Origin of the sequence: Nocardioides jiangxiensis (genome assembly GCF_030580915.1) — a bacterium.
GTDB classification, from domain to species: Bacteria; Actinomycetota; Actinomycetes; order Propionibacteriales; family Nocardioidaceae; genus Nocardioides; species Nocardioides jiangxiensis.
The window spans coordinates 248,962-271,282 of the sequence record NZ_JAUQTA010000001.1 but is presented as its reverse complement, the minus strand read 5'-3'; the positions used below and the strand labels follow the sequence as shown (position 1 = coordinate 271,282).

Genomic DNA, 22,321 nt, shown 5'->3' with positions numbered 1-22,321 from the left:
CGGGGTGTTTCCTCCGAGGCAATTCCTCCATCCGTGTCGCAGGAACGACGAAGGCCCGCACCGGGACGGTGCGGGCCTTCGTCGTGAGGCGGGGTCAGAGCTGGAACTGAGCCGCCTCGATGCGTGCCTTGAGGTCGCCGAGGAACCGGTAGGCGTCGCCGCCGTCGATCAGGCGCTGGTCGTAGGAGAGCGTCACGTAGGCCATCTGGCGCACCGCGATCGACTCACCGGCCTCGGCGTCGTCGATGACCACCGCGCGCTTGACCACGGCACCGGTGCCGAGGACGGCGACCTGGGGAAGGTGCACGACCGGGGTGTCGAGCAGGGCGCCGTTGCTGCCGAAGTCGGCGACCGTGAACGTGCCGCCGGCCAGGTCGGTCGGCGTGATCCGCCCCGTGCGGGCGCGGTCGGCGACCTCGGCCATCTTGGTGGCGAGCGCCTCGACCGTCAGGCTGCCGGCGTCCGGGACGACAGGGGCGAGCTGGCCCTTCTCGGTGTCGACCGTGAACGCGAGGTTCTCGTGGTCGAAGTAGGTGACCACGTTGGTCGCGGCGTCGATCTGCGCGTTGAGCTTCGGGTGCTGCTTGAGCAGGTCGGCAGCGGCCTTCGCGAAGAACGGCGTGAAGCCGATGTCCGAGCCCTTGGCCTCGAGGAGGCGGGCGATCGCGGTGGCGTCCACCTCGACGACCGCGGTGCCCTGCGGGGCGGTGCGCAGCGAGTCTGCGGTGCCGGAGCCGATGACCTGGCGCAGGCGGCTGAGCTCTTCGGTGGTGCCGCGCAGCGGCGAGGCAGCGGCGGCGGGGGCAGCGGGCGCTGCGGCAGCCGGAGCAGCGGCGCCGGCCTTCGCGGCGTCGAGAACGTCCTGCTTGCGGATGCGGCCGCCGACGCCGGAGCCCTTGAGGGTCGCCAGGTCCACGCCGTTCTTCGCCGCGAGCTTGCGGACCAGCGGGGTGACGTACGACGGCGCGTCGCCCGCAGGAGCTGCCGGGGCGGCGGGCGCCGCTGGAGCGGCGGGGGCCGGGGCTGCCGGAGCGGGGGCTGCCGGAGCGGGGGCTGCCGGAGCGGGGGCTGCGGCAGCGATCGGCTCGTTGGTCGGGGCCTGCGCCTCGGCCTGGGTCGGTGCCTCCTCCGCCGGCGCAGCGGGAGCGGCAGGAGCCGCGGCGACGCCGTCGCCGACCACAGCGAGCTCGGTGCCGACCTCGACGGTCTCGTCGACCTGGACCTTGATGGCGAGCAGCTTGCCGGCGACCGGCGAGGGGATCTCGGTGTCGACCTTGTCGGTGGAGACCTCGAGGAGCGGCTCGTCGACCGCGACGTCGTCGCCGATCTGCTTGAGCCAGCGCGTCACGGTGCCCTCGGTCACGGACTCGCCGAGCGCGGGCAGGACCACCGACGTGCCGTTGGCGGAACCGGCGTCGGAGACGGCCGGGTTGTCGGCCGGCTCGGGGGCCGGGGCCTCCTCGACGGCGGCCGGAGCGGCCGGAGCGGCCGGGGCAGGTGCGGCCGGGGCAGGGGCCTCGGCGACCGGTGCGGCGGGAGCTGCGGGTGCTGCCGGAGCAGCGGCGGCGTCGCCCGTGCCGACCACGCCGAGCTCGGCGCCGACCTCGAGGGTCTCGTCGACCTGGGCGGTGATGGAGAGCAGGGTGCCGGCGACGGGCGAGGGGATCTCGGTGTCGACCTTGTCGGTGGAGATCTCGACGAGCGGCTCGTCGACGGCGACGGTGTCGCCGACGTTCTTCAGCCAGCGGGTCACCGTGCCCTCGGTGACGGACTCGCCCAGGGCGGGAAGCGTCACGGAAGTGCCTGAGGCTGCGCCGGTGGGGGCGGCCGGGGCGGCCGGAGCAGCGGGCGCAGCGGGGGCCTCGGCGGCCGGCGCAGCGGGGGCGGCAGGGGCCTCGGCGGCCGGAGCGGCCGGGGCAGCAGCCTCGCCCTCGCCACCGACGACCGCCAGCACGGCGCCGACCTCGACCGTCTCGTCCTCGGAGGCACGGATCTCCGTGAGGACGCCGGCGACCGGCGACGGGATCTCGGTGTCGACCTTGTCGGTGGAGACCTCGAGCAGCGGCTCGTCCACTGCGACCGTGTCACCGACCTGCTTCAGCCAACGGGTGATGGTGCCTTCCGTGACCGACTCTCCGAGTGCCGGCAGGGTGACTTCGGTGGCCATGTGCGTCCTTTGCTCCAGATATCCCGGGCGCTCTCAAGGGCCCGGCTCAGCCGCGTGCGGGAACCATCTTTGCACTAACAGCCTCACGGCTGTCACGGACGTCGGGCAGACTCGACACATGGGACTGTTCGGCCGCCGCACACCGCGAGCTTCGACCCCTCAGGACGAGCAGCACCTGCTCGACTTCATCCGTACGCGCCGCGGCGTCGAGGGCTTCGTCGAGCCACCGACGGTGATCAGCGGGATCACGCTCCTGCTCGTCGCTCACGACGGTGAGTGGACCCGGCGACGGGTTCCGTCGGTGCAGTGGGCGCACAAGTTCGCCAACAAGCACGGCGTGCCGTCGTACGACGCTGCGGTGGTCGGCGTGCCCCAGAAGATGCGTGACTGGAACCGCCGCCAGCAGCCCTGACCCCTCCGGCGCCCCGGGGGCCCCGCGTCCGGCCGGCGACGCGTACCGGCGCTCGACCGGCAGCGGGAGGAGCCGGGAGCAGGTCAGGCCAGGCCGGCGACGTACTCGACCAGGGTGCTGACACCGAAGCCGGTGCCGCCGGCCGTGACGTGTCCGGACGGGGCCGAGGCCCACGACGGGCCGGCGATGTCGAGGTGTCCCCACGGGCGACCGTCGACGAACTCGCGGAGGTACGCCGCGGCGAACAGCCCGCCGCCCCAGCGCACGCCGTCGTAGTGGGCCAGGTCCGCGACCTTGCTGGACCGCACCCGGCCGCGCATCTCCTCGGGGATCGGCATCCGCCACAACGGCTCCCCGGCCACCTCGGAGGCGGCGGTAAGGCCCGCGACGACCTCGTCGTCTCCGATCACACCGGCGATCCGGTCGCCGAGCGCCATCACCATCGCGCCCGTGAGCGTGGCGATGTCGACGATCGCATCCGGCTCCTCCTCCGCGGCGAGCGCGAGCGCGTCGCACAGGACGAGACGACCCTCGGCGTCGGTGTTGACGATCTCGACCGTGGTCCCGTTGCGGGCGGTCATGACGTCGCCGGGGCGCATGGCGGACCCGCTGATCATGTTCTCCGCGAGCGGGGCCCAGGCGGTCACGCGCACGGGCAGGCCGAGGCGGGCGATCGTGGTGATCGCCGCGACGACGGTGGCCGCACCGGCCATGTCGGACTTCATCGTCGTCATGGAGGACGACGGCTTGATCCAGTAGCCGCCGGTGTCGAACGTGATGCCCTTGCCGACCAGGGCGACGTGCTGCGTGGCGCCCTCGGGGGACCACGTGAGCTTCACGAGACGCGGCGGGTTGGCAGAGCCGCCGCCGACGGCGAGCACGCCGCCGCAGCGCTCCTCACGGAGGCGGTCGGCGTCCCAGACCTCGGCGGTGACCCCCTGGGGGAGGTCCCTGACCATGGCCTCGGCGAGCGTCGCGGGGAAGAGGTCGTTGGCGGGTGTGTTGACCTGGTCGCGCACCCACGCCGTCGCCGCCGCGACGAGCTGGGCCTTCTCGAACGCCGCCACCGTCTCCTTCTGGCGGGCGCCGGCGGCGAGGACGATCACCTCGGGAGCGTCCTTCGAGGGGCTGGCCGAGTCCTTGCGGTAGCGGTTGAACGCATAGCCGCCCAGGAGGTGTCCCTCCGTGACGGCGGCGACGAGGCCGGGATCGGTCGCGGGGAGCGCGAGGGCGACGGTGGCGGCGTTGGGGACGGCGCGGGCAGCGGCGCCGGCCGCGCGGCGTACGGCGTCGGGGGTGACAGCGTCCGCGTCGCCCATGCCCACCAGGACGAGCAGCGGAGAGCCGATCGTGCCGGCGGTGGGGATCTTGGCGCTCTCGCCTGCCTTGCCGGTGACGCCGAGCGTGGCGAGCAGGGGTGCGAGCTTGCGCCCGTACGCCGCCGCGACGTCCTCGCCGCCTGCTGCGAGGCGTGCGCCCTTGTCGGACGTCACGACGCCGACGACGACGGCGTCAGCCTTGGTCTTGGCGGGGCTCGCGGCACGCAGCAGGTAGGTCGTCACGCGACGCAACTTACTCGTTGTAGGTTCAGCGCCATGACTGACCTGCTGACCTCGCCGCTCCACGACCGCCACGTCGCCCTCGGGGCGAAGTTCTCGGAGTTCGGCGGCTGGTCGATGCCGCTGCAGTACCCCTCCGGTGTGGTGGCGGAGCACGACGCGGTCCGCAACGGTGTCGGCATCTTCGACGTCAGCCACCTCGGCAAGGCCATGGTCACCGGCGAGGGCGCGGCGGCGTACGTCAACGCGACCCTCACCAACGACCTCGACCGCATCGGCCCGGGACAGGCCCAGTACACCCTCTGCTGTGACGAGGAGACCGGCGGCATCGTCGACGACCTCATCGCCTACTACAAGGACGACAACCACGTCCTGCTCGTCCCCAACGCCGCCAACACCACCGAGGTCGTGCGGCGGCTGGCCGCCAAGGCTCCGGAGGGTGTGGAGGTCGTCAACCACCACGAGGAGTACGCCGTCCTCGCGGTGCAGGGCCCGAAGTCGGACGAGACCCTGGCGAAGGTGGGCCTGCCGACGGGGCACGACTACATGGCGTTCGTCGAGGCCGACTTCGAGGGCACCGGCGTCGTGGTCTGCCGGACGGGCTACACCGGTGAGCGCGGCTACGAGCTGATCGTGGCCAACGCCGCGGCGGGTGCGGTCTGGGACGCGCTGATGGCGGCCGGTGAGGAGTTCGGCATCGCCCCGTGCGGCCTCGGTGCCCGCGACACGCTCCGCACGGAGATGGGCTACCCGCTCCACGGCCAGGACATCTCGCCGACCGTCACCCCCAACGAGGGTCGGGTCGGCTGGGCCGTCGGCTGGAAGAAGCCGGCGTTCTGGGGCAGGGACGTGCTGGTCGCCGAGAAGGAGGCGGGCCCCAAGCGGATCCTGCGCGGCCTCGTCGCCGCCGGCCGTGGCATCCCGCGCCCGCACATGGCCGTGCACCTCACCCACGATGTCGTCCTGGGCGAGGTCACCTCCGGCACGTTCTCGCCGACGCTGAAGAAGGGCATCGCCCTCGCGCTGATCGCCGCCACGGTCGAGGAGGGCCAGCAGGTCACCGTCGACATCCGGGGACGCGCCGAGGTCTTCGACGTCGTGAAGCCGCCGTTCGTGGAGACGAGCGTCCGCGCGGACTGACCGCTAGAGGAAGAACGCCGCCAGCGCTAGGGTCGCGGTGAACGTCGTCTCGACGACCGCGCCGTAGACGTCGCCGGTGGTGCCCCCGAACCGTGACACCGCGCGCCATGCCAGGAGGTGTCCGCAGGCGGTGCCGCCGAGGGCCGCGAGCACGGCTTCCTCCACGCGCGGCGGGTCCATCCAGCCGGGGATGCCGAAGAGGCCGGTCGCTGCGAGCACGAGGCCGATGGCGAGAGCCAGCGCGACCGCGACCCCACGGGTCGACACGCTGCCGGACACGGCCGCACCGAGGCCGCCGGGCCGGGCGGCCCGGAAGCGGGGGCCGCACAGCACGGGCAGCATCGTGCGGCTCGCGACGAGCGCCACGACGACGGCCGCGAAGCCGCGTCCGGTGGCGACGAGGTCGCTGAGCGCGACGACCTGCACGAGCAGGACGAGGACGAGCGTCGCGACGCCGAAGGGTCCGATGTCCGACTTCTTCATGATCGCGAGGGCGTCGTCGCCGCGGCGTCCGGAGCCGAGGCCGTCGGCCACGTCCGCGAGGCCGTCCAGGTGCATGGCCCGGGTCAGGACGGCGAGCGCTCCCACGACCAGCACCGCAAGGAGCGCGCTGGACCCGTGCCCCCAGCGCCAGGCCAGCTGCAGGGGTACGCCGACGAGCAGTGCGAGCACGATGCCGGCCACCGGGGCCAGTGTCATCGCCCTCCCCGCGACGACCCGGTTGACCACCCGCGGAGGCTGCACGGGCAGGACGGTGAGGGTCCCGAACAGCAGCCGGAACGGGTCGAAGAGCGCGGGCCGCACCACGCGCGTCTCGGGGCCGCTCACAGCCGGACCTGCCGACCGGCGATGCACCAGACGACGTCGTCGACGACGTCGCCCAGGGCACTGTTGAGCGCACCCATCTCGTCGACGAAGCGCCTGGTGCCGGCATCCGCCGGGACGACGCCCTGACCGACCTCGTTGGTGACGAGCACGAGGTCGCGACCGGACCGTGCGACCGCATCGGCCAGCGCCGCGACGTCGGTGCGGAGGTCCGCCGCGCCCAGCGTCCAGCCGTCCTCGGTCCACACGTCGTGGCGGTCCATCGTCCGCGTGAGCCACAGGGTCATGCAGTCGACCAGCAGTGGTCCGCCGGGGGCCTCGAGCAGTGCCCGGAGGTCGAGCGTCTCCTCGACGGTCCAGGTCGACGGCCGCCGTGCCCGGTGCAGCGCCACCCGGTCGGCCCAGGCGGCGTCGTCCTCGGCCGCGGGGTAGCCGGTCGCCACGTAGGTGGTGTCGGGACGCTCGAGCAGCAGGGACTCGGCGTACCGGCTCTTGCCCGAGCGGGCGCCCCCGATCACCAACGTCTTCACGCGGGGAACCTACCGCCTAGGGTGGAGCCATGAACGACTTCGACCAGTCCGGAGCCCGCTCGACGGAGGCCCACCCCTGGCGCTGGCGCCTCGAGGACGGCGCCGGTGGCGTCGTGGAGGCAGCGGCCGACCTGGCGGACAAGACCTTCCCGAGCCAGGCGGACGCCGAGTCGTGGGTGGGGGAGTTCTGGCCCGACCTCGCGGCCGCGGGCGTCGCCGCCGTGACGCTCTTCGAGGCCGACCGCGAGGTCTACGGCCCGATGTCGCTGGAAGCGTGAGCCTCCCTCCGGAGGTCGTCGACGTCTGTTCGTCGTGGCTGGGGCTCGTCGACGACGTGGCGCCGGGCCTGGTCGTGGGGCTCCACGTCCGGGGTGGCCTCGGGTTCGACGAGTTCGTGCCGGGCGTGAGCGACGTCGACATGGTGGCCGTCCTGGCGCGACGCCCGTCGGACGACGACCTCACTGCGCTGGAGGAGTCGCACGCGCTGCTCGCGGACTCGACGGCCGGTGCGCCGCTCGACGGCTTTCACGTGTACGCCGAGGACCTGGCGCTGGACCCCGACGACTGCCCGGACCTCCCGTGCATCCTGCACGGCTGGTTCGACCCCGCGGGCCGCTTCGACGTCACGCCCGTCGGCTGGCACGAGCTGGCGCTCCACTCGGTGCCGGTCCGGGGTGAGCTGCCACCCGTGTGGACCGACGCCGCGCGGCTCCGCGCCTTCACCCGCGACTGCCTCACGGGGGAGTGGGCCGGCATCGCCGCGTCGCTCGAGAAGTTCCCGGCCGAGTCCTCCACCGACGACGCGACCTGGCACGTGCTCGGCGCCGCCCGCATGCACCACCTGCTGGTGACGGGCGAGCAGTCCGCCAAGTCGCAGGCCGGCCGCTGGGCCCTGGCCACGATGGACGAGCGGTGGCACCCCGTGCTCCGCGACGCGCTCCGCCTGCGCGGTGCCTCTGCGGAGGACCGCGCCCTCCCGCCGTCGTACGCCGACCCGGCCGAGCGCGGCCGCGACGTCGCGGCGTTCGTCGCGCACGTCGTTGCGTCGGCGGCGTGCGCGCCTGACCTAGGCTGAGCCCGTGCAGACCTATCTCGACCTCCTCACCCGCGTCCTCGAGGAGGGCACCGAGAAGGGTGACCGCACCGGCACGGGCACACGCAGCGTGTTCGGCCACCAGATGCGCTTCGACCTCTCGGCCGGCTTCCCCCTGCTGACCACCAAGAAGATCCACACGCGGTCGGTCTTCGGCGAGCTGCTGTGGTTCCTGCGCGGCGACACCAACGTACGGTGGCTCCAGGAGCGCGGCATCACGATCTGGGACGAGTGGGCCGACGACAACGGCGACCTCGGCCCTGTCTACGGCGCGCAGTGGCGCTCGTGGCCCGCGCCCGACGGCCGGCACATCGACCAGCTGGCCCAGGTCATCGACCAGATCCGGTCCAACCCGGACAGCCGTCGGCACATCGTCTCCGCCTGGAACCCGGCGGAGGTCGACAACATGGCGCTGCCGCCGTGCCACTCGCTCTTCCAGTTCTACGTCGCTGACGGGAAGCTGAGCTGCCAGCTCTACCAGCGCTCGGCGGACATCTTCCTCGGTGTGCCGTTCAACATCGCCTCCTACGCGCTCCTGACCCACATGGTCGCCCAGGTCACCGGCCTGGAGGTCGGCGACTTCGTGCACACCCTCGGCGACGCGCACCTGTACTCCAACCACGTCGAGCAGGCGCGGCTGCAGCTCACGCGCACGCCGCGCCCGCTGCCCACCTTGGTGCTCAACCCCGAGGTGAAGGAGATCGACGCCTTCGAGCTCGAGGACATCTCCGTCGAGGGCTACGACCCGTACCCGGCGATCAAGGCCCCGATCGCCGTATGAGCAAGCACGTCGTCATGGTGGCTGCGGTCGCCCGCAACCACGTCATCGGGCTCGACGGCGACATCCCGTGGTCGATCCCGGAGGACCTCAAGCACTTCCGGGCGGTCACCCGGGGCCACACGATCATCATGGGCCGCAAGACCTTCGACTCGATCGGCCACCCGCTGCCGTTCCGCACCAACATCGTGGTCACGCGCGACCCGGAGTGGTCGCACGACAACGTCTTCACCGCGGGATCCCTGGCGGAGGCCGTCGAGCTCGCGGCGGGGCACACCGGCGACACCGTGATCATGGGCGGCGCGCAGATCTACGCCCAGGCACTGCCACTGGCGACGCACCAGATCCTCACCGAGGTCGACCTGGCTCCCGAGGGCGACACCTTCTACCCCGAGTTCGAGGCCGGAGAGTGGGTGGAGACGCGCCGCGAGGACCACGCGGGGGACCCGGCGTACTCCTTCGTCTGGCTCGAGCGGAGATAGTCCGGGACATCCTGCCGTTTCTGGCATGAATGGGGTGGGTCGGTGGCTAGTCTTCCGCCCATGCTTGAACCTGGGCCCGGAGTGGTGTTCGGCCGTTACCGGATGACGGGGGCTCCGGCGTACCACGGCGCCGGAACGGTCGTGGAGGCCGTCGAGGTCCGGACCGGCCAGCCGCGCACGCTCTGGCTGGTCATGCCGCACATCGTCAACGAGGCCGGCCAGCGCGAGGAGGTCGTCCGCGTCGCGCGCGTCCTGCGCCGGCTCGACTCCGACCACGTCCTGCGCCTGCACGAGTTCGGCGAGATCGACGGTCAGCCGTTCTTCGCGAGCGGCTCGGTGGCCGGCGCCGTCGACCTGACCCGCGTCGCCGAGCCCGACGGCATCCCGCCCGTGGACGCGCTCGAGCTCATCGCGCAGGTCGGCGCGGGCATCGGGCACCTCCACCACGCCGGCCTCGTCGACGGGGCCCTCGGGCCGCGCCGGGTGCTGGTGGCCGAGCGCGAGGGACGGGTGGTCGCGACCCTGCGCGACGCCGGGATCCTGCCGGCGCTCCTGGGCACCAGCGCCCTCTTCGGCACCCAGAAGCAGGAAGCGCTGGACTACGGCGCGCCCGAGCTGCACCACGGCGGTGAGCCCACCGTCCGCGCGGACATCTACTCCCTCGGCTGCCTGCTCTGGCTCGCGCTCACCGGCCGGACGCCGTACCCGACGTACGTCGGGCACCGGGCGGCCGAGGTGCCGCAGGTGGCCGGTGACGGGGCCGTCGAGGAGGCGGTCAACGCCGTCCTGCGCACCGCCCTCGCCAAGGACCCTGCTGCGCGCTACCGCGACGTCGCGGCCCTCGTCGGCACGCTGCGCGCGATCGCGACGCTCGCGCGAGACGGTGCTGCCGGGGCGCTGCCGGAGCGGTTGGTCCCGCTCCATGACGACGCCGTGCCGGAGGTCGAGGCATCCGCTCTCGCCCCCGAGCCGGGGCGGCCGGTGCCGTCGGACGTCGCGCCGGAGGACCCGGTGGCGCGGACGGTCGCGGCTGCGGGTCCGGTCCCGGCGGAGTCGCACGACTCCGCGGAGCCGGAGGATCCCTCGGTCGCGGAGGAGCCGGTCGCGGCGCCGGACGTGGAGGAGCCGGCGCTGGCCAAGGCGCGCGCCGCCTTCGCGGCCCGCGAGGCGGCGGTGCTCAGCACCTCGCCCACCGAGCGGTCGGCGCTGGCCGAGGTCGCTGCCGGCTGGGCGCCGATCGAGAGCCTCCGTCCGCCGGAGGAGCCCGAGCCGAAGGCCGCCGTCGACCCGGGAGCCGCGCACCCAGCCGCACACGTCGGGAACGAGGAGTCGGTGGAGCCCGCGATGCGCACGGCGATCGACCACTGGGCTGCCGGCCGCGCGGTCTCGCGGATGCGTGACCGCGGGGCGAAGCGGGTCAAGGGTGCCGCCCGTGGACTGTCCGTGGCCGCCGTCCTCGGCACGCTCGCCGTCGTGAGCGTGTGGGGAGTGCGTCACTTCAAGGCCCTCGATGCCGGTGACGCGAACCCGGCGGCGAGCAGCCTCCCGCACGCGAGTGCCAACGGGCGCGTGCCGTCGGACGACGCGACCAAGGCACTCGCGCGGCTCTTCCCGATCGTGGGCAAGGACGACTGCGCGAAGGGCAGCGCGACGATGCCCCACCGCCGCGAGCGCTGGACCTGCGAGCGCAACGGCTACCGGGTGGTCCTGACGCACTGGGACAGCCAGCAGCACGCCCGTCAGCTGGTCGCCCACAAGGGCGACGGGAGCCCCTGGTCGCTGCGGGGCGAGCGTGCCGGCACGCAGTGGACCTGGCACGCGAACGACGGCTCGGACCGGGCGTTCCGCTGGACCGCGGTGTACTCCGACGCTCCGTACGCCGTGAGCATCGAGGCCCGTAACCCCGCCCGTCGCGACTACGGACGCACCCACGTGGTCGTCGAGCCGTCCACGGCGCTCGGCTGACCCCACGTCGCGGGTGCGCGAGCGATAGCCTTGCCCCATGACTGCTCCCGCCGCTCCCTTCGGCCGTGTGCTGACCGCGATGGCAACGGCCTTCACGCCGACCGGCGAGCTCGACCTCGACGCGATCGCGCGCACGGCCCTCCACCTGGTCGACAACGGCAACGACGGCATCGTCGTGTCCGGCACGACCGGTGAGTCCGCGACGACGACCGTGGCCGAGGACGGCCGCACGCTCGCGGCGGTCAAGGACGCGGTCGGCGACCGTGCCAAGGTGATCGCCGGTGTCGGCACCAACGACACGCCGCACTCCATCGAGCTGGCCGAGCAGGCCGCGAAGCTCGGCGCCGACGGGCTGCTGCTCGTCACGCCGTACTACAACAAGCCCAGCCAGGCCGGCATCGTGCACCACTTCCAGCAGGTCGTGGACGCCACCGACGTGCCGGTCATGCTCTACGACGTCCCCGGCCGCACGGGCACCCGCCTCGCGCCGTCGACGTACGAGGCGTTCGCCGACAACGACAAGGTGATCGCCGTCAAGGACGCCACCGCCGACGTCACCAACACGGTGCTGCTGCGGAGCCTGGGCTACGACGTCTACTCCGGTGACGACGCGCTGACCCTGGGCTTCCTGGCCTACGGCGCCTGCGGTGTCGTCTCCGTGCTGGGCCATGCGGCGGGTACGCAGCTCTCCGCGATGATCGAGGCCTTCCTCGCCGGCGACCTCGCCACCGCGCAGCAGATCGACGCGAAGCTCCGTCCGGCGCTCGAGGCCGTCATGGGCGTGCCCAACTACGGCGCAACGACGGCCAAGGGCGCCCTGCAGGCCCTCGGTGTCCTCGACAACCGGGCCGTGCGCTCGCCGCTGATGGCCCTCGACGACGAGGAGTACGCCGCGCTGCGCGCCGGGCTCGTCGCCTCCGGCCTCCTCTGACCCCGACCTCCACGACAAGGACCCCATGAGCCACCCGCACCTGGAACTCTCCGCCCCCGCCGAGCTCCCCGAGGGAGCCCTGCGCGTCATCCCGCTGGGCGGTCTGGGTGAGGTGGGCCGCAACATGACGGCCTTCGAGTACGCCGGCCGGCTGCTGATCGTGGACTGCGGCGTGCTGTTCCCGGAGGAGAACCACCCGGGCGTCGACCTGATCCTCCCCGACTGGTCCTCGATCCGCTCGAAGCTCGACGCGGTCGAGGCGCTGGTGCTCACGCACGGCCACGAGGACCACATCGGCGCGACGCCGTACCTCCTGCGGGAGCGGCAGGACATCCCGCTGGTGGGCTCCGAGCTGACCCTGGCGCTCCTGGGCTCCAAGCTGCGGGAGCACCGCCTGCGCGAGACCGTGCACCACGTGGTCAAGGAGGGCGACCGGGTCTCGTTCGGGCCGTTCGACCTCGAGTTCGTCGCGGTCAACCACTCGATCCCGGACGCACTGGCCGTCGCGATCCGCACCGGGGCCGGTCTCGTGCTGCACACCGGCGACTTCAAGATGGACCAGCTGCCGCTGGACGGCCGGATCACCGACCTGCGTGCCTTCGCCCGGCTCGGCGAGGAGGGCGTGGACCTCTTCATGACCGACTCGACCAACGCCGAGGTGCCTGGCTTCACCACCGCGGAGAAGTCGATCGCCCCCGTCCTGGACCGGGTCTTCCACCAGAGCTCGCAGCGGATCATCGTCGCCTGCTTCGCCTCGCACGTTCACCGCGTCCAGCAGGTGCTCGACGCGGCTGCCGCCCATGGCCGCAAGGTCGGCTACGTCGGCCGCTCGATGGTGCGCAACATGGCGATCGCCCAGGAGCTCGGCTACCTCCACGTGCCCGCCGGCGTCGTGGTCGAGGCCAAGGAGCTCGCGCAGCTGCCGCCCGAGAAGCAGGTGCTGATCTCGACCGGCTCGCAGGGCGAGCCGCTCTCGGCGCTCAGCCGGATCGCGCAGCGCAACCACAACTTCGTGCACATCGAGGAGGGCGACACCGTCGTCTTCGCCTCGTCGCTGATCCCGGGCAACGAGAACTCCGTCTACCGCGTGATCAACGGCCTCGCCCGCTGGGGCGCCAACGTCGTGCACAAGGGCAACGCCAACGTGCACGTCTCCGGCCACGCCTCCGCCGGCGAGCTCCTCTACTGCTACAACATCGTGCAGCCGCGGAACGTCCTGCCGGTGCACGGCGAGATCCGGCACATGCAGGCCAACGCCGCCCTCGCCAAGGCGACCGGCGTACCGGACGAGCACGTGGTGATCGCCGAGGACGGCGTCGTCGTCGACCTGGTCGACGGCAAGGCGCAGATCGCCGGCAAGGTCGACTGCGGGTACGTCTTCGTCGACGGCTCGAGCATCGGCGACATCACCGAGGCCGACCTCAAGGACCGCCGGATCCTCGGCGAGGAGGGCTTCATCACCGTCATCACGGTGGTCGACCTCGCCAACGGCAAGGTCCTCTCCGGGCCGGAGATCCACGCGCGCGGCTTCGCCGAGGACGAGGCCGTCTTCGACGAGATCAAGCCGAAGATCGTCACGGCCGTGGACAACCTCCTCGCCGAGGGCTGCGACGACCAGCACCAGCTGCAGCAGGCCGTACGCCGCACCATCGGCCGCTGGGTGGGCACGAAGGTGAAGCGTCGTCCGATGATCGTGCCGGTCATCATCGAGGCCTGATCAGCCCAGCAGGCCGGCCACGATCAGCGCCTGGCCGACCAGGTAGGTGACCATCACCAGCAGGTGGCCGCGGGGGAGGGGAGCGACGAACCGGTCCCGCGCGAGGACGGAGTCGCTCGCCACGAAGATCACCGCGCCGAGCACGATCAGCCACTGGCCGGTGCCGAAGGCGAAGCCGAGCATCGTGGCGATGACCAGGGTGTAGAGCGCGACCGGGATGGCGAGCCCGGGGCCGCCGGACTTCCACGTGTTCGGCAGGACGTCCTTGGTGAAGCCCAGTGCCGCGACCATGAGGGCCGCGAAGAGCCACGCGCCGAAGCCGCCGGCGGCCGCGTGGAAGGTCCACCAGTCCGCACCCGCGTCCACGAAGGCGAGCAGGTACGCCAGGTGTCCGACCAGGAACGCCGCGAGTCCGGCCTTGAAGCGGGGGACCGAGTCCGACAGCAGCAGGATGTCGCCGAGCAGCCCGAAGCCGAGGGCGACGAAGAGCCACGGGCTGACGATGACCACGTGCCCCTCGCCCCCGATGATCCCGCCGGGTCCGAGGAAGGTGGCCGGCTCCGCCGCGATCGCTACCGCCGGCACCGCGAGCAGTGCGAGCGTGGCAGCGGGCTTGAGGAACGCCTCGGCGCGCTTGGAGCCGACCGCGACCGCCACCCAGTCGGACACGGCCAGCACGGCGAAGAGGACCCACGCGCAGACAGTCATGCCGCGGATCCTCGCAGATCCCGCAGGCCTCCGGATGGCGCGTGACGAACGGGGCGCGACACGCACTCTGTGGTCCCTGTGACGGATGGGGCGATCGCCTAGGGTGCTGAGCATGGCGACCCGTACGTCTTCCCCGACGGGTTCGCGGAGCAAGAGCACGTCTCCTGCGCCTCGGACCCGTAGTACTGGCAGCCAGGCCAAGCGACCCTCGTCGTCCGCGCGGAAGCCTTCCCAGGCCCGTCCGGCACCGCGAGCCGTCCGCAACGGACCTGGCCCGATCTTCCGTGCCTTCCAGGCCCTCTTCCGCGCGCTCGCCGCGGTGTGGATGGGCCTGGCTGCCGGCGTCGGCTCCATCGCTCGCTCGATCGGCCACACGGCCGGCGAGCTCGAGCCGGAGCACCGCCGCGACGGGGTCGGACTGTCGCTGATCGGCCTCGGCATCGTCGTGGCCGCCGCTGTCTGGTGGGACCTCCCGGGGTCGGTCATGGAGGGCACCCGCACGATCGTCGCCGGCTCGGTCGGCAAGGTCGCCTGGTTCGTCCCGCTGGCGCTGTGGTTCATGGGCTGGCGCACGCTGCGCGACCCCGAGCGCAACGGCCCGGTCGGGCGCCAGGTGATCGGCTGGTCCGCGCTCGTCTTCGGCATCCTGGGCATCGTCGACATCGCCAACGGCAGCCCCGAGCCCGGTGACGTCGCGGGGCTGCAGGCCGCGGGCGGTGCCGTCGGGTTCGTGGTCAGCTCGCTGCTGATGGACCTGCTCCAGACGCCGTACGTGGTCGTCCCGCTGCTCGCGCTGGTCTCCGTCTTCGGGATCCTCGTGATCAGCGCGACGCCGGTCTACCTGATCCCCACTCGCCTCCGCGAGCTGCGTGACACCCTGCTCGGCACTCACCACCTCCACGACCAGCAGCCGATGGCGCTCCAGCGCGGCCGCAACCACACCGTGGGTGAGCTGGAGCCGTTCGAGACCCCCATGCTCGAGGAGCGCGAGGTCAGGAAGCGCAAGCGCCTCGCCACCGGCATCGAGGAGGCCGACGCCGTCGACGTCGCCACCTCGTTCACCGGCACGGCGACCCCCGACGACGAGCCGACCGGCCCGATCGCCGGCCTGGTCTCCAAGGTCGCCCCGAAGCCGCGCCCCAAGGCCGAGCCCAAGGAGAAGGGCGACCTCGAGCCGCCGCCGCACTCGCAGCTGCCCCAGCGCGTCGAGCAGCTCTCGCTCTCGGGCGACATCACCTACACGCTGCCGGACTCGACCGTCCTGAAGGCCGGTGACGCGCACCAGACGCGCACGAAGGCCAGCGACGAGATCGTCGGCCGCCTGCAGGGGGTCCTCGACGAGTTCGGCATCGATGCCCAGGTCACCGACTACACGCGTGGTCCGACGGTCACCCGCTACGTGGTCGAGGTCGGCACGGGCGTCAAGGTCGAGAAGATCCTCGGCATCCAGAAGAACATCGCGTATGCCGTCGCCAGCGCCGACGTCCGGATCCTCAGCCCGATCCCCGGCAAGTCCGCGGTCGGTGTGGAGATCCCCAACCCGGACAAGGAGATCGTCTCCCTCGGCGACGTGCTCCGCTCCAACGCGGCGCGCAACAGCCCGCACCCGATGGTCGTCGGCCTCGGCAAGGACGTCGAGGGTGGCTTCGTGGTCGCGAACCTCGCGAAGATGCCGCACATGCTCGTCGCCGGTGCCACCGGCTCCGGCAAGTCGTCCTTCATCAACTCGATGATCACCTCGCTCCTCATGCGGTCCACGCCGGACGAGGTGCGGATGATCATGGTCGACCCCAAGCGGGTCGAGCTGACGGCCTACGAGGGCGTCCCGCACCTGATCACGCCGATCATCACCAACCCCAAGAAGGCCGCCGAGGCGCTCGAGTGGGTCTGTCGCGAGATGGACATGCGCTACGACGACCTGGCCAACTTCGGCTTCCGCCACATCGACGACTTCAACAAGGCGGTCAAGGCCGGTCAGGTCGAGGTGCCGGCGGGCTCGGAGCGCGTGCTCGCGCCGTACCCGTACCTGCTCGTGGTCATCGACGAGCTCGCGGACCTGATGATGGTCGCCCCGCGCGACGTCGAGGCGTCGGTCGTCCGCATCACGCAGCTCGCGCGTGCGGCCGGCATCCACCTGATCCTGGCCACGCAGCGCCCGTCGGTCGACGTCGTCACCGGTCTGATCAAGGCCAACGTGCCGTCGCGCCTCGCGTTCGCGACCTCCAGCCTCGCCGACTCCCGCGTCGTCCTCGACCAGCCGGGTGCGGAGAAGCTGGTCGGCCAGGGTGACGGCCTCTTCCTCCCGATGGGCGCCTCCAAGCCGATCCGCGTCCAGGGCGCCTGGGTCGGCGACAAGGAGATCGACGCCGTCGTCAAGCACGTCAAGGGCCAGCTCGAGCCGACGTACATCGAGGAGGTCACCGCCCCGGCGGCGTCCAGCAAGGTCCTCGACGACGACATCGGCGATGACCTGGACCTGGTCATCCAGGCGGTCGAGCTCGTCGTGTCGACGCAGTTCGGCTCGACCTCGATGCTCCAGCGCAAGCTGCGCGTCGGCTTCGCCAAGGCCGGCCGCCTCATGGACATCCTCGAGAGCCGCGGCGTCGTCGGACCCTCCGAGGGCTCCAAGGCCCGCGACGTCCTCGTGAAGCCTGATGAAGTCGATTCCGTCATCGCGACCCTGCAGGGGGAGATGTGAGCACCAACGAAGCCATGCCGTACGACGACCACGAGTCGGGGCGCGAGTCGACCTCGTCCGTGATGCTGTCGGCTGCGCCCGACGCCGTCGAGGTACGCCGCAACGGCGGCCTGGCCGCGCTGCTCGGCGGCGCGTCGTGTGCGGTCGCCATCGGCTATCTCGCCCGGGCGGTGTCCACGGCCTCGGTCTTCGACTGGGCGCTGGCCGCCGTGCTCGGTGTCCTCGGTGCCTACTACCTGCATGCCTTCGTCGACGCGCGTACGCCGCTGATGGTCGCCGACACCCAGGGCGTCCGGATCCGTCTCGGCCGCGCATGGCGCGGGATCCCGTGGGGCGGCCTGGCCTCCGTCGAGGTCGCGCCGAGCACGGGCTTCGGTCGCGACGGTCGCCTGACGCTGGTGCCGCGCAACGCCGAGCGCGTCCTCGCCTCGTTCGACGCCTCGGGTCGCCGCCAGGGCCGGCTCGCTGAGCGCCTCTACGGCTCGCCGTTCGCCGTGCCGCTCGGCCTGTCGACCCGCGTCGCCGGCGTGGAGGAGGACCTCACCACGTCCCTGCGCCAGCTCGCCGGCAGCGGTGCGCGCGTCGTCGAGCTGGTCCGCGACCAGTCCGGCGCCGCCGTGGAGGTAGAGGTCGTCGAGACGACCGCCGACACCGCGGACGAGCGCTCGTCGCGTCACCTCGTCGACCCGCGCCCGGCGGTGGCCCACGCCATCTCGAGCGTCTCGGACGCGCTCAAGGCCCGTTCCGAGGCGCGCGCCGAGCGTCGTGCCTCGAAGGAGGAGGCTGCCGAGGAGGCTCGCCTCGCCGCGGAGACTGCGGCAGCAGAGGCCGCCACGCCGGTCGTCGCGTCGCCGACGCCCGCCCCGCTCCGCGAGGCGCGTGCTCCGCGCCGTGCCGAGCTCACCTCGGTCCCGGCCGAGCAGCTCGACGGCCGCCAGCTCCGTCGTCCCGGCTCGGTCGACCTGGTCGAGGAGAAGGCGTCGTGGGGTGACCGGGTGCGCCCGCTCGCGCGGCTGCGCGAGACGGTCGAGCCGCTGGTCATCGACGACTTCGCGGTCCAGCCGGCCGCCGACCCGGTGATCGGTCCCGACCTCAAGGCTGCCCGCACCCGCATCGGCCTCTCCGTCGAGCAGCTCGCCGAGCGCACCCGGATCCGTCCGCACGTCATCGAGTCCATCGAGGTCGACGACTTCGTGCCCTGTGGTGGCGACTTCTACGCCCGAGGCCACCTCCGCACCCTCGCCCGCGTGCTCGGTCTCGACCCCGCGCCGCTGCTCGCGACCTACGACGAGCGGTACGCCGACGCCGAGATCAACCCGCGTCGTGTCTTCGAGGCGGAGCTGGCCTCCGGCGCCACCGGCGGGATGCGGTCGATGCGCGGCGGTCCCAACTGGTCGGTCCTCGTCGCGGCGGTCATGGCGGTCGTGCTCGCCTGGTCGATCGCGCGGCTGGTCATGGACGACCCGGCCGAGGTGCGTACGCCGACGGCTCCGTCGATCGTGGCCGGGCCGGACGGTTCCGGTGTGCCCAACTACATCGGCGCGCAGCCCGTGAAGCTCCACCTCGAGGGGCTCGAGGACGGGGCGCGGGTCGTGGTGAAGGACGACGACGGCGTGGCGTTCCGCGGCTCGATCGCGGCGCTCGGCAGCCAGGAGCTGACGGTCATGCCGCCGTTCACCGTGTCGGTCAAGGACCAGGGCGCCGTCCAGGTGACGGTCGACGGCAAGGACAAGGGCGTCCTCGACGGTGCGACCGACGAGACGAGCAGGACGTTCAAGCCGAAGCAGTGAGCGCGGCATGACTCGGAGGCGGTGGGACCACGGTCCTGCCGCCTCCGGCGTTTCTCGGTCCTGCCGTGTCGGATCGCGCCCTCGGGGTACGTCTCGGACAGAACCCGGCCCGGCCGGGACGATGCCGACAACGGAGGGACTGCCGTGCACACACCGAAGCTGACCGACGTCACCGCACCCGCACTCGAGAAGGTGGGGCCGGTGCTGGACCGCGTGACCGACCACGTCCCGCACCACCGGCCGCAGGGCCTGGCGGACCACCTGCCGCAGGGCCTGCCGCACGGCCTGGTGGACCACCTGCCGGATGCCGTTCGCGACCACCTGCCGGGGGCGGGGCGCTGCAGCCGCGTCGGGCGGGCGCGGCGTTTCGCGGCCGATCACCGTCGTGGTGTCACGACGCTCGGGCTCCTGGCACTGGTGGGCGCCGTCGTCGGCTGGTTCGTGGCACGCCGTTCGGCCGAAGCCCCCTGGGCGCCGAGCCATTCGAGCGCTCCGGACGCGACGTCGCCCACCTCGGGGTACGCGAAGCGCGAGGAGGCGGCGACCGGGGCCGCCGGCTCGGCGGGCGGTGCTGCCGACCGCGGAGCCGATGACGGTTTCGGTGGCGCGGCCGTGGGCGGGACCGCGCAGACCAGTGAAGGCCCGTACGGTGCCGGCTCCGCCGCGCCGCTCGAGGACGGGACGTCCCCGGGAGCGGCCTACACGATCAAGGGCGACAGCACCGCCAAGGTGTTCCACACCCGCGACTCCTCGGCGTACGACGAGACACGTGCGGACGTCTGGTTCGCTGACGCCGATGCGGCCCGCGCGGCGGGCTTCGAGGCCTGGACCGACGAGTAGGGAGGGGCACGGCCCGCGTGGGATACTCGCCGGGCCATGACGAAGACTGCTGCCCCCACCTCCGACGACGGCCTGCTCTCGGTTGCGATGGTCACCCTCGGGTGCGCCCGCAACGAGGTCGACTCCGAGGAGCTCGCCGGACGACTCCAGGCGGGCGGATTCCGTCTCGTCGCGGACCCCGAGGACGCCGACACGGTGGTGGTCAACACGTGTGGCTTCGTCGAGGCCGCCAAGAAGGACTCGGTCGACACCCTCCTCGAGGCCGCCGACCTCAAGGCTGCGGGCAAGACCCAGGCCGTCGTGGCGGTCGGCTGCATGGCCGAGCGCTACGGCAAGGACCTGGCCGACAGCCTCCCCGAGGCCGACGCCGTCCTGGGCTTCGACGACTACCCCGACATCGCCGCCCGGCTGAAGGGGATCCTCGCCGGCGAGCAGCACCACGCGCACACACCGCAGGACCGCCGCAAGCTGCTGCCGGTGGCGCCGACGTCGCGTGACGCGTCCGGGATCGTCGTTCCCGGTGTCTCTGCGGGCTCTGGCGACCTGGGCATGCCGTTCCGGGCCCGGCTCGACTCCGGGCCGATGGCGCCGCTCAAGCTCGCGTCGGGCTGCGACCGCCGCTGCACGTTCTGCGCGATCCCGGCGTTCCGTGGCTCGTTCGTCAGCCGGCGTCCCAGCGACGTCCTCAACGAGGCACGCTGGCTCGCCGAGCAGGGCACGCGCGAGGTCTTCCTCGTCAGCGAGAACAACACCTCCTACGGCAAGGACCTCGGCGACATCCGCCTCCTCGAGACCCTGCTCCCCGAGGTGGCCGCGATCGACGGCATCGACTGGGTGCGCGTCTCCTACCTGCAGCCCGCCGAGATGCGCCCGACGCTGATCGACGCGATCGCGCAGACGCCGGGAGTCGTGCCGTACTTCGATCTCTCCTTCCAGCACGCCTCGGCGACGGTGCTGCGCCGGATGAAGCGCTTCGGTGACCCGGAGAGCTTCCTCGGCCTGCTCGAGCAGGTCCGCGCGAAGTCGCCCGAGGCCGGTGTCCGCTCCAACGTCATCGTCGGTTTCCCGGGGGAGACCGAGGAGGAGTTCCAGACGCTGTGCGACTTCCTCGAGGCCGCGCGCCTCGACGTCACCGGTGTCTTCGGCTACTCCGATGAGGACGGCACCGAGGCGGAGCGCTTCGAGGGCAAGCTCGACCAGGACGAGATCGACGCCCGCGTCGCCCACCTGCAGGACCTCGTCGAGGAGCTGACCGCGCAGCGCGCGGAGGAGCGGATCGGCGAGCGGGTGCAGGTCCTCGTGGAGTCGCTGACCGATGAGGACGGCGATCCCGCGGTGATCGGCCGCGCGGCGTTCCAGGGTCCGGAGGTCGATGGCACCACACTGGTGCTCGGCGCCCCCGAGGACGTGAAGGTCGGCGACCTGCTGACCGCCGAAGTGACCGGTAGCGAGGGCGTGGACCTCGTGGCCGGTCTCGTGGACGAGGAGACCAGCCGATGACCACCGAGACCGCGGTGAAGACCAGCAACTGGAACGTGCCCAACGCGCTCACCACGCTGCGCATCGTGATGGTGCCGTTCTTCGGCTACGCCCTCCTGCACGACGGTGGCGACTCGATCGGCTGGCGGATCACGGCCTACGTGCTCTTCGCGATCGCCATGGTCACCGACAAGATCGATGGCGACCTCGCCCGCAAGCACAACCTGGTCACGGACTTCGGCAAGATCGCCGACCCCATCGCCGACAAGGCGATCACGGGCATGGCGTTCATCGGCCTCTCGATCGTCGGCTCGCGGTCCGGCGAGGCCTGGTACGTCGCCGGCGGCGAGATCTGGTGGTGGGTCACGGTCCTCGTCCTGGTGCGCGAGTGGAGCGTGACGCTGCTGCGCCTCTCGATCATGAAGGACGTCGTGATCCCGGCCGCGCAGCTCGGCAAGATCAAGACGACCGCGCAGGGCGTGGCGCTCGGCCTGCTGTCCCTGCCGCTCGTCGCGGACGACCACGCCTGGGGCACGCCGGGCAAGGCGATCTTCTACGTCGCGCAGGTGATCCTCGCGGTCGCCGTGCTCCTGACGGTCTGGTCGGGCTACGAGTTCTTCCGTGACGCCATCCGTCAGAAGCGCGCGGCGCGCGCCTGAGGCCCTCGTAGGCTCGGGTCATGGCCCCCGAGGAGATCACCGAGTCCCCGACCGTCGCGGCCCAGCTCGTCGCGACCCTGCAGGTCCGTGGCCAGACGGTCGCCACGGCGGAGTCGCTGACCGGCGGGCTCGTCGCCGGAGCGATCACGGCGGCGGCCGGTGCCTCTGCGGTGTACGTCGGCGGCGTGGTCACCTACGCGACCCACGCGAAGGAGGAGCTGCTCGCGGTGCCTCCGGAGGTGATCGCCGGCCCGGGCGTGGTGTCGGCAGCCTGCGCCGAGGCAATGGCCGGCGGTGTGCGCCGGCTGCTCGGTACGACGTTCGGCGTCGCGACGACCGGCGTCGCCGGCCCGGACGAGCAGGAGGGCAAGCCGGTGGGCACCGTCTTCGTCGGCCTGGCCGGTCCGGCCGGTGTCACGTCGTACGCACTGCACCTGGAGGGTGACCGGGTCCGGATCCGCGAGGCGACGGTCGAGGCGGCGCTCGCGCTACTCCTCGAACATGTGCCGCGGGAAGAACCACGCCTCGGGTAGCGTTGCCCCATCCCC

At 72.2% G+C, this 22,321-nt stretch carries 20 protein-coding genes; 15 read left to right on the top strand and 5 right to left on the bottom strand.

The window, feature by feature from the left end; all coding sequences use genetic code 11:
- Window positions 1-94: 94 nt before the first annotated feature.
- A complete protein-coding gene (gene sucB / locus Q5722_RS01380) occupies window positions 95-2,167 on the bottom strand; it encodes a 2-oxoglutarate dehydrogenase, E2 component, dihydrolipoamide succinyltransferase (RefSeq protein WP_305026416.1) in 2,073 nt (690 codons plus the stop codon).
- 118 nt (window positions 2,168-2,285) lie between these two features.
- Between sucB and Q5722_RS01375 the strand changes: the two genes are divergently transcribed.
- Complete coding sequence (locus Q5722_RS01375) at window positions 2,286-2,579, top strand: hypothetical protein (protein ID WP_305026415.1); 294 nt, start codon at window positions 2,286-2,288, stop codon at window positions 2,577-2,579.
- A gap of 83 nt (window positions 2,580-2,662) precedes the next feature.
- Here the strand turns inward: Q5722_RS01375 and Q5722_RS01370 are convergent, their stop codons facing one another.
- Window positions 2,663-4,141 carry a leucyl aminopeptidase gene (locus Q5722_RS01370; RefSeq protein WP_305026414.1) on the bottom strand — a complete coding sequence of 493 codons (1,479 nt, stop codon included), beginning with the start codon at window positions 4,139-4,141 and terminating at the stop codon, window positions 2,663-2,665.
- 33 nt (window positions 4,142-4,174) lie between these two features.
- On the opposite strand from Q5722_RS01370, the gene gcvT reads away from it, so the two are divergent.
- On the top strand, window positions 4,175-5,278 hold the full coding sequence (gcvT, locus tag Q5722_RS01365; protein WP_305026413.1) for a glycine cleavage system aminomethyltransferase GcvT: 1,104 nt from the start codon (window positions 4,175-4,177) through the stop codon (window positions 5,276-5,278).
- A 3-nt stretch (window positions 5,279-5,281) separates the two neighbouring features.
- Here the strand turns inward: gcvT and Q5722_RS01360 are convergent, their stop codons facing one another.
- Window positions 5,282-6,106 carry an adenosylcobinamide-GDP ribazoletransferase gene (locus Q5722_RS01360; protein ID WP_305026412.1) on the bottom strand — a complete coding sequence of 275 codons (825 nt, stop codon included), beginning with the start codon at window positions 6,104-6,106 and terminating at the stop codon, window positions 5,282-5,284.
- A complete protein-coding gene (locus tag Q5722_RS01355; protein ID WP_305026411.1) occupies window positions 6,103-6,633 on the bottom strand; it encodes a bifunctional adenosylcobinamide kinase/adenosylcobinamide-phosphate guanylyltransferase in 531 nt (176 codons plus the stop codon). Before Q5722_RS01355 ends, Q5722_RS01360 begins: the two co-directional genes overlap by 4 nt.
- Window positions 6,634-6,662: 29 nt before the next feature.
- On the opposite strand from Q5722_RS01355, the gene Q5722_RS01350 reads away from it, so the two are divergent.
- From Q5722_RS01350 to Q5722_RS01320, 7 genes are read left to right on the top strand one after another with little or no spacing between them, the layout of a single operon-like run.
- Complete coding sequence (locus Q5722_RS01350; protein ID WP_305026410.1) at window positions 6,663-6,911, top strand: hypothetical protein; 249 nt, start codon at window positions 6,663-6,665, stop codon at window positions 6,909-6,911.
- Window positions 6,908-7,708 carry an aminoglycoside adenylyltransferase domain-containing protein gene (locus Q5722_RS01345; protein ID WP_305026409.1) on the top strand — a complete coding sequence of 267 codons (801 nt, stop codon included), beginning with the start codon at window positions 6,908-6,910 and terminating at the stop codon, window positions 7,706-7,708. Before Q5722_RS01350 ends, Q5722_RS01345 begins: the two co-directional genes overlap by 4 nt.
- Before the next feature lie 4 nt (window positions 7,709-7,712).
- Complete coding sequence (locus Q5722_RS01340) at window positions 7,713-8,507, top strand: thymidylate synthase (protein ID WP_305026408.1); 795 nt, start codon at window positions 7,713-7,715, stop codon at window positions 8,505-8,507.
- Window positions 8,504-8,986, top strand: a complete 483-nt coding sequence (locus Q5722_RS01335) for a dihydrofolate reductase (RefSeq protein WP_305026407.1) — start codon at window positions 8,504-8,506, stop codon at window positions 8,984-8,986. Before Q5722_RS01340 ends, Q5722_RS01335 begins: the two co-directional genes overlap by 4 nt.
- A 60-nt stretch (window positions 8,987-9,046) precedes the next feature.
- Window positions 9,047-10,951 (top strand): serine/threonine protein kinase, encoded by a 1,905-nt coding sequence (locus Q5722_RS01330; RefSeq protein WP_305026406.1) that lies wholly within the window; start codon window positions 9,047-9,049, stop codon window positions 10,949-10,951.
- 37 nt (window positions 10,952-10,988) lie between these two features.
- Window positions 10,989-11,882 carry a 4-hydroxy-tetrahydrodipicolinate synthase gene (gene dapA, locus Q5722_RS01325; RefSeq protein ID WP_305026405.1) on the top strand — a complete coding sequence of 298 codons (894 nt, stop codon included), beginning with the start codon at window positions 10,989-10,991 and terminating at the stop codon, window positions 11,880-11,882.
- A 25-nt stretch (window positions 11,883-11,907) separates the two neighbouring features.
- On the top strand, window positions 11,908-13,599 hold the full coding sequence (locus tag Q5722_RS01320; protein ID WP_305026404.1) for a ribonuclease J: 1,692 nt from the start codon (window positions 11,908-11,910) through the stop codon (window positions 13,597-13,599).
- On the opposite strand, the gene Q5722_RS01315 is transcribed toward Q5722_RS01320, so the two are convergent.
- Entirely contained in the window at window positions 13,600-14,307 is a 708-nt protein-coding gene (locus Q5722_RS01315; RefSeq protein WP_305026403.1) for a lysoplasmalogenase, read from the bottom strand.
- A gap of 112 nt (window positions 14,308-14,419) precedes the next feature.
- Here Q5722_RS01315 and Q5722_RS01310 point away from each other — a divergent pair, with 112 nt between their 5' ends.
- From Q5722_RS01310 to Q5722_RS01285, 6 genes are all read left to right on the top strand, one after another.
- Window positions 14,420-17,005, top strand: a complete 2,586-nt coding sequence (locus tag Q5722_RS01310; RefSeq protein ID WP_305026402.1) for an FtsK/SpoIIIE family DNA translocase — start codon at window positions 14,420-14,422, stop codon at window positions 17,003-17,005.
- Window positions 17,002-18,795: a helix-turn-helix domain-containing protein gene (locus Q5722_RS01305; RefSeq protein ID WP_305026401.1), complete on the top strand. Its 1,794-nt coding sequence runs from the start codon at window positions 17,002-17,004 to the stop codon at window positions 18,793-18,795. The genes Q5722_RS01310 and Q5722_RS01305 overlap by 4 nt, the downstream gene beginning before the upstream one ends.
- Before the next feature lie 144 nt (window positions 18,796-18,939).
- Window positions 18,940-19,635, top strand: coding sequence for a sunset domain-containing protein (locus tag Q5722_RS01300; RefSeq protein ID WP_305026400.1), 696 nt, complete (start codon window positions 18,940-18,942; stop codon window positions 19,633-19,635).
- A 36-nt stretch (window positions 19,636-19,671) separates the two neighbouring features.
- Window positions 19,672-21,135 (top strand): 30S ribosomal protein S12 methylthiotransferase RimO, encoded by a 1,464-nt coding sequence (rimO, locus tag Q5722_RS01295; RefSeq protein ID WP_305026399.1) that lies wholly within the window; start codon window positions 19,672-19,674, stop codon window positions 21,133-21,135.
- The gene (gene pgsA / locus Q5722_RS01290; protein WP_305026398.1) at window positions 21,132-21,773 is read left to right on the top strand and encodes a CDP-diacylglycerol--glycerol-3-phosphate 3-phosphatidyltransferase; all 642 of its coding nucleotides are present in this window, start codon (window positions 21,132-21,134) and stop codon (window positions 21,771-21,773) included. The genes rimO and pgsA overlap by 4 nt, the downstream gene beginning before the upstream one ends.
- A 20-nt stretch (window positions 21,774-21,793) precedes the next feature.
- A complete protein-coding gene (locus tag Q5722_RS01285) occupies window positions 21,794-22,306 on the top strand; it encodes a CinA family protein (protein WP_305026397.1) in 513 nt (170 codons plus the stop codon).
- Window positions 22,307-22,321: the final 15 nt, after the last annotated feature.

Excerpts from the sequence above, each read along its gene's own strand:
- Q5722_RS01285 (WP_305026397.1), top strand. The coding sequence starts at position 21,794 with ATGGCCCCCGAGGAGATCACCGAGTCCCCGACCGTCGCGGCCCAGCTC.
- Q5722_RS01335 (WP_305026407.1), top strand. The coding sequence starts at position 8,504 with ATGAGCAAGCACGTCGTCATGGTGGCTGCGGTCGCCCGCAACCACGTC.
- Q5722_RS01330 (WP_305026406.1), top strand. The coding sequence starts at position 9,047 with ATGCTTGAACCTGGGCCCGGAGTGGTGTTCGGCCGTTACCGGATGACG.
- dapA (WP_305026405.1), top strand. The coding sequence starts at position 10,989 with ATGACTGCTCCCGCCGCTCCCTTCGGCCGTGTGCTGACCGCGATGGCA.
- pgsA (WP_305026398.1), top strand. The coding sequence starts at position 21,132 with ATGACCACCGAGACCGCGGTGAAGACCAGCAACTGGAACGTGCCCAAC.
- Q5722_RS01310 (WP_305026402.1), top strand. The coding sequence starts at position 14,420 with ATGGCGACCCGTACGTCTTCCCCGACGGGTTCGCGGAGCAAGAGCACG.
- Q5722_RS01315 (WP_305026403.1), bottom strand. The coding sequence starts at position 14,307 with ATGACTGTCTGCGCGTGGGTCCTCTTCGCCGTGCTGGCCGTGTCCGAC.
- Q5722_RS01350 (WP_305026410.1), top strand. The coding sequence starts at position 6,663 with ATGAACGACTTCGACCAGTCCGGAGCCCGCTCGACGGAGGCCCACCCC.
- Q5722_RS01320 (WP_305026404.1), top strand. The coding sequence starts at position 11,908 with ATGAGCCACCCGCACCTGGAACTCTCCGCCCCCGCCGAGCTCCCCGAG.
- gcvT (WP_305026413.1), top strand. The coding sequence starts at position 4,175 with ATGACTGACCTGCTGACCTCGCCGCTCCACGACCGCCACGTCGCCCTC.
- Q5722_RS01375 (WP_305026415.1), top strand. The coding sequence starts at position 2,286 with ATGGGACTGTTCGGCCGCCGCACACCGCGAGCTTCGACCCCTCAGGAC.
- rimO (WP_305026399.1), top strand. The coding sequence starts at position 19,672 with ATGACGAAGACTGCTGCCCCCACCTCCGACGACGGCCTGCTCTCGGTT.
- sucB (WP_305026416.1), bottom strand. The coding sequence starts at position 2,167 with ATGGCCACCGAAGTCACCCTGCCGGCACTCGGAGAGTCGGTCACGGAA.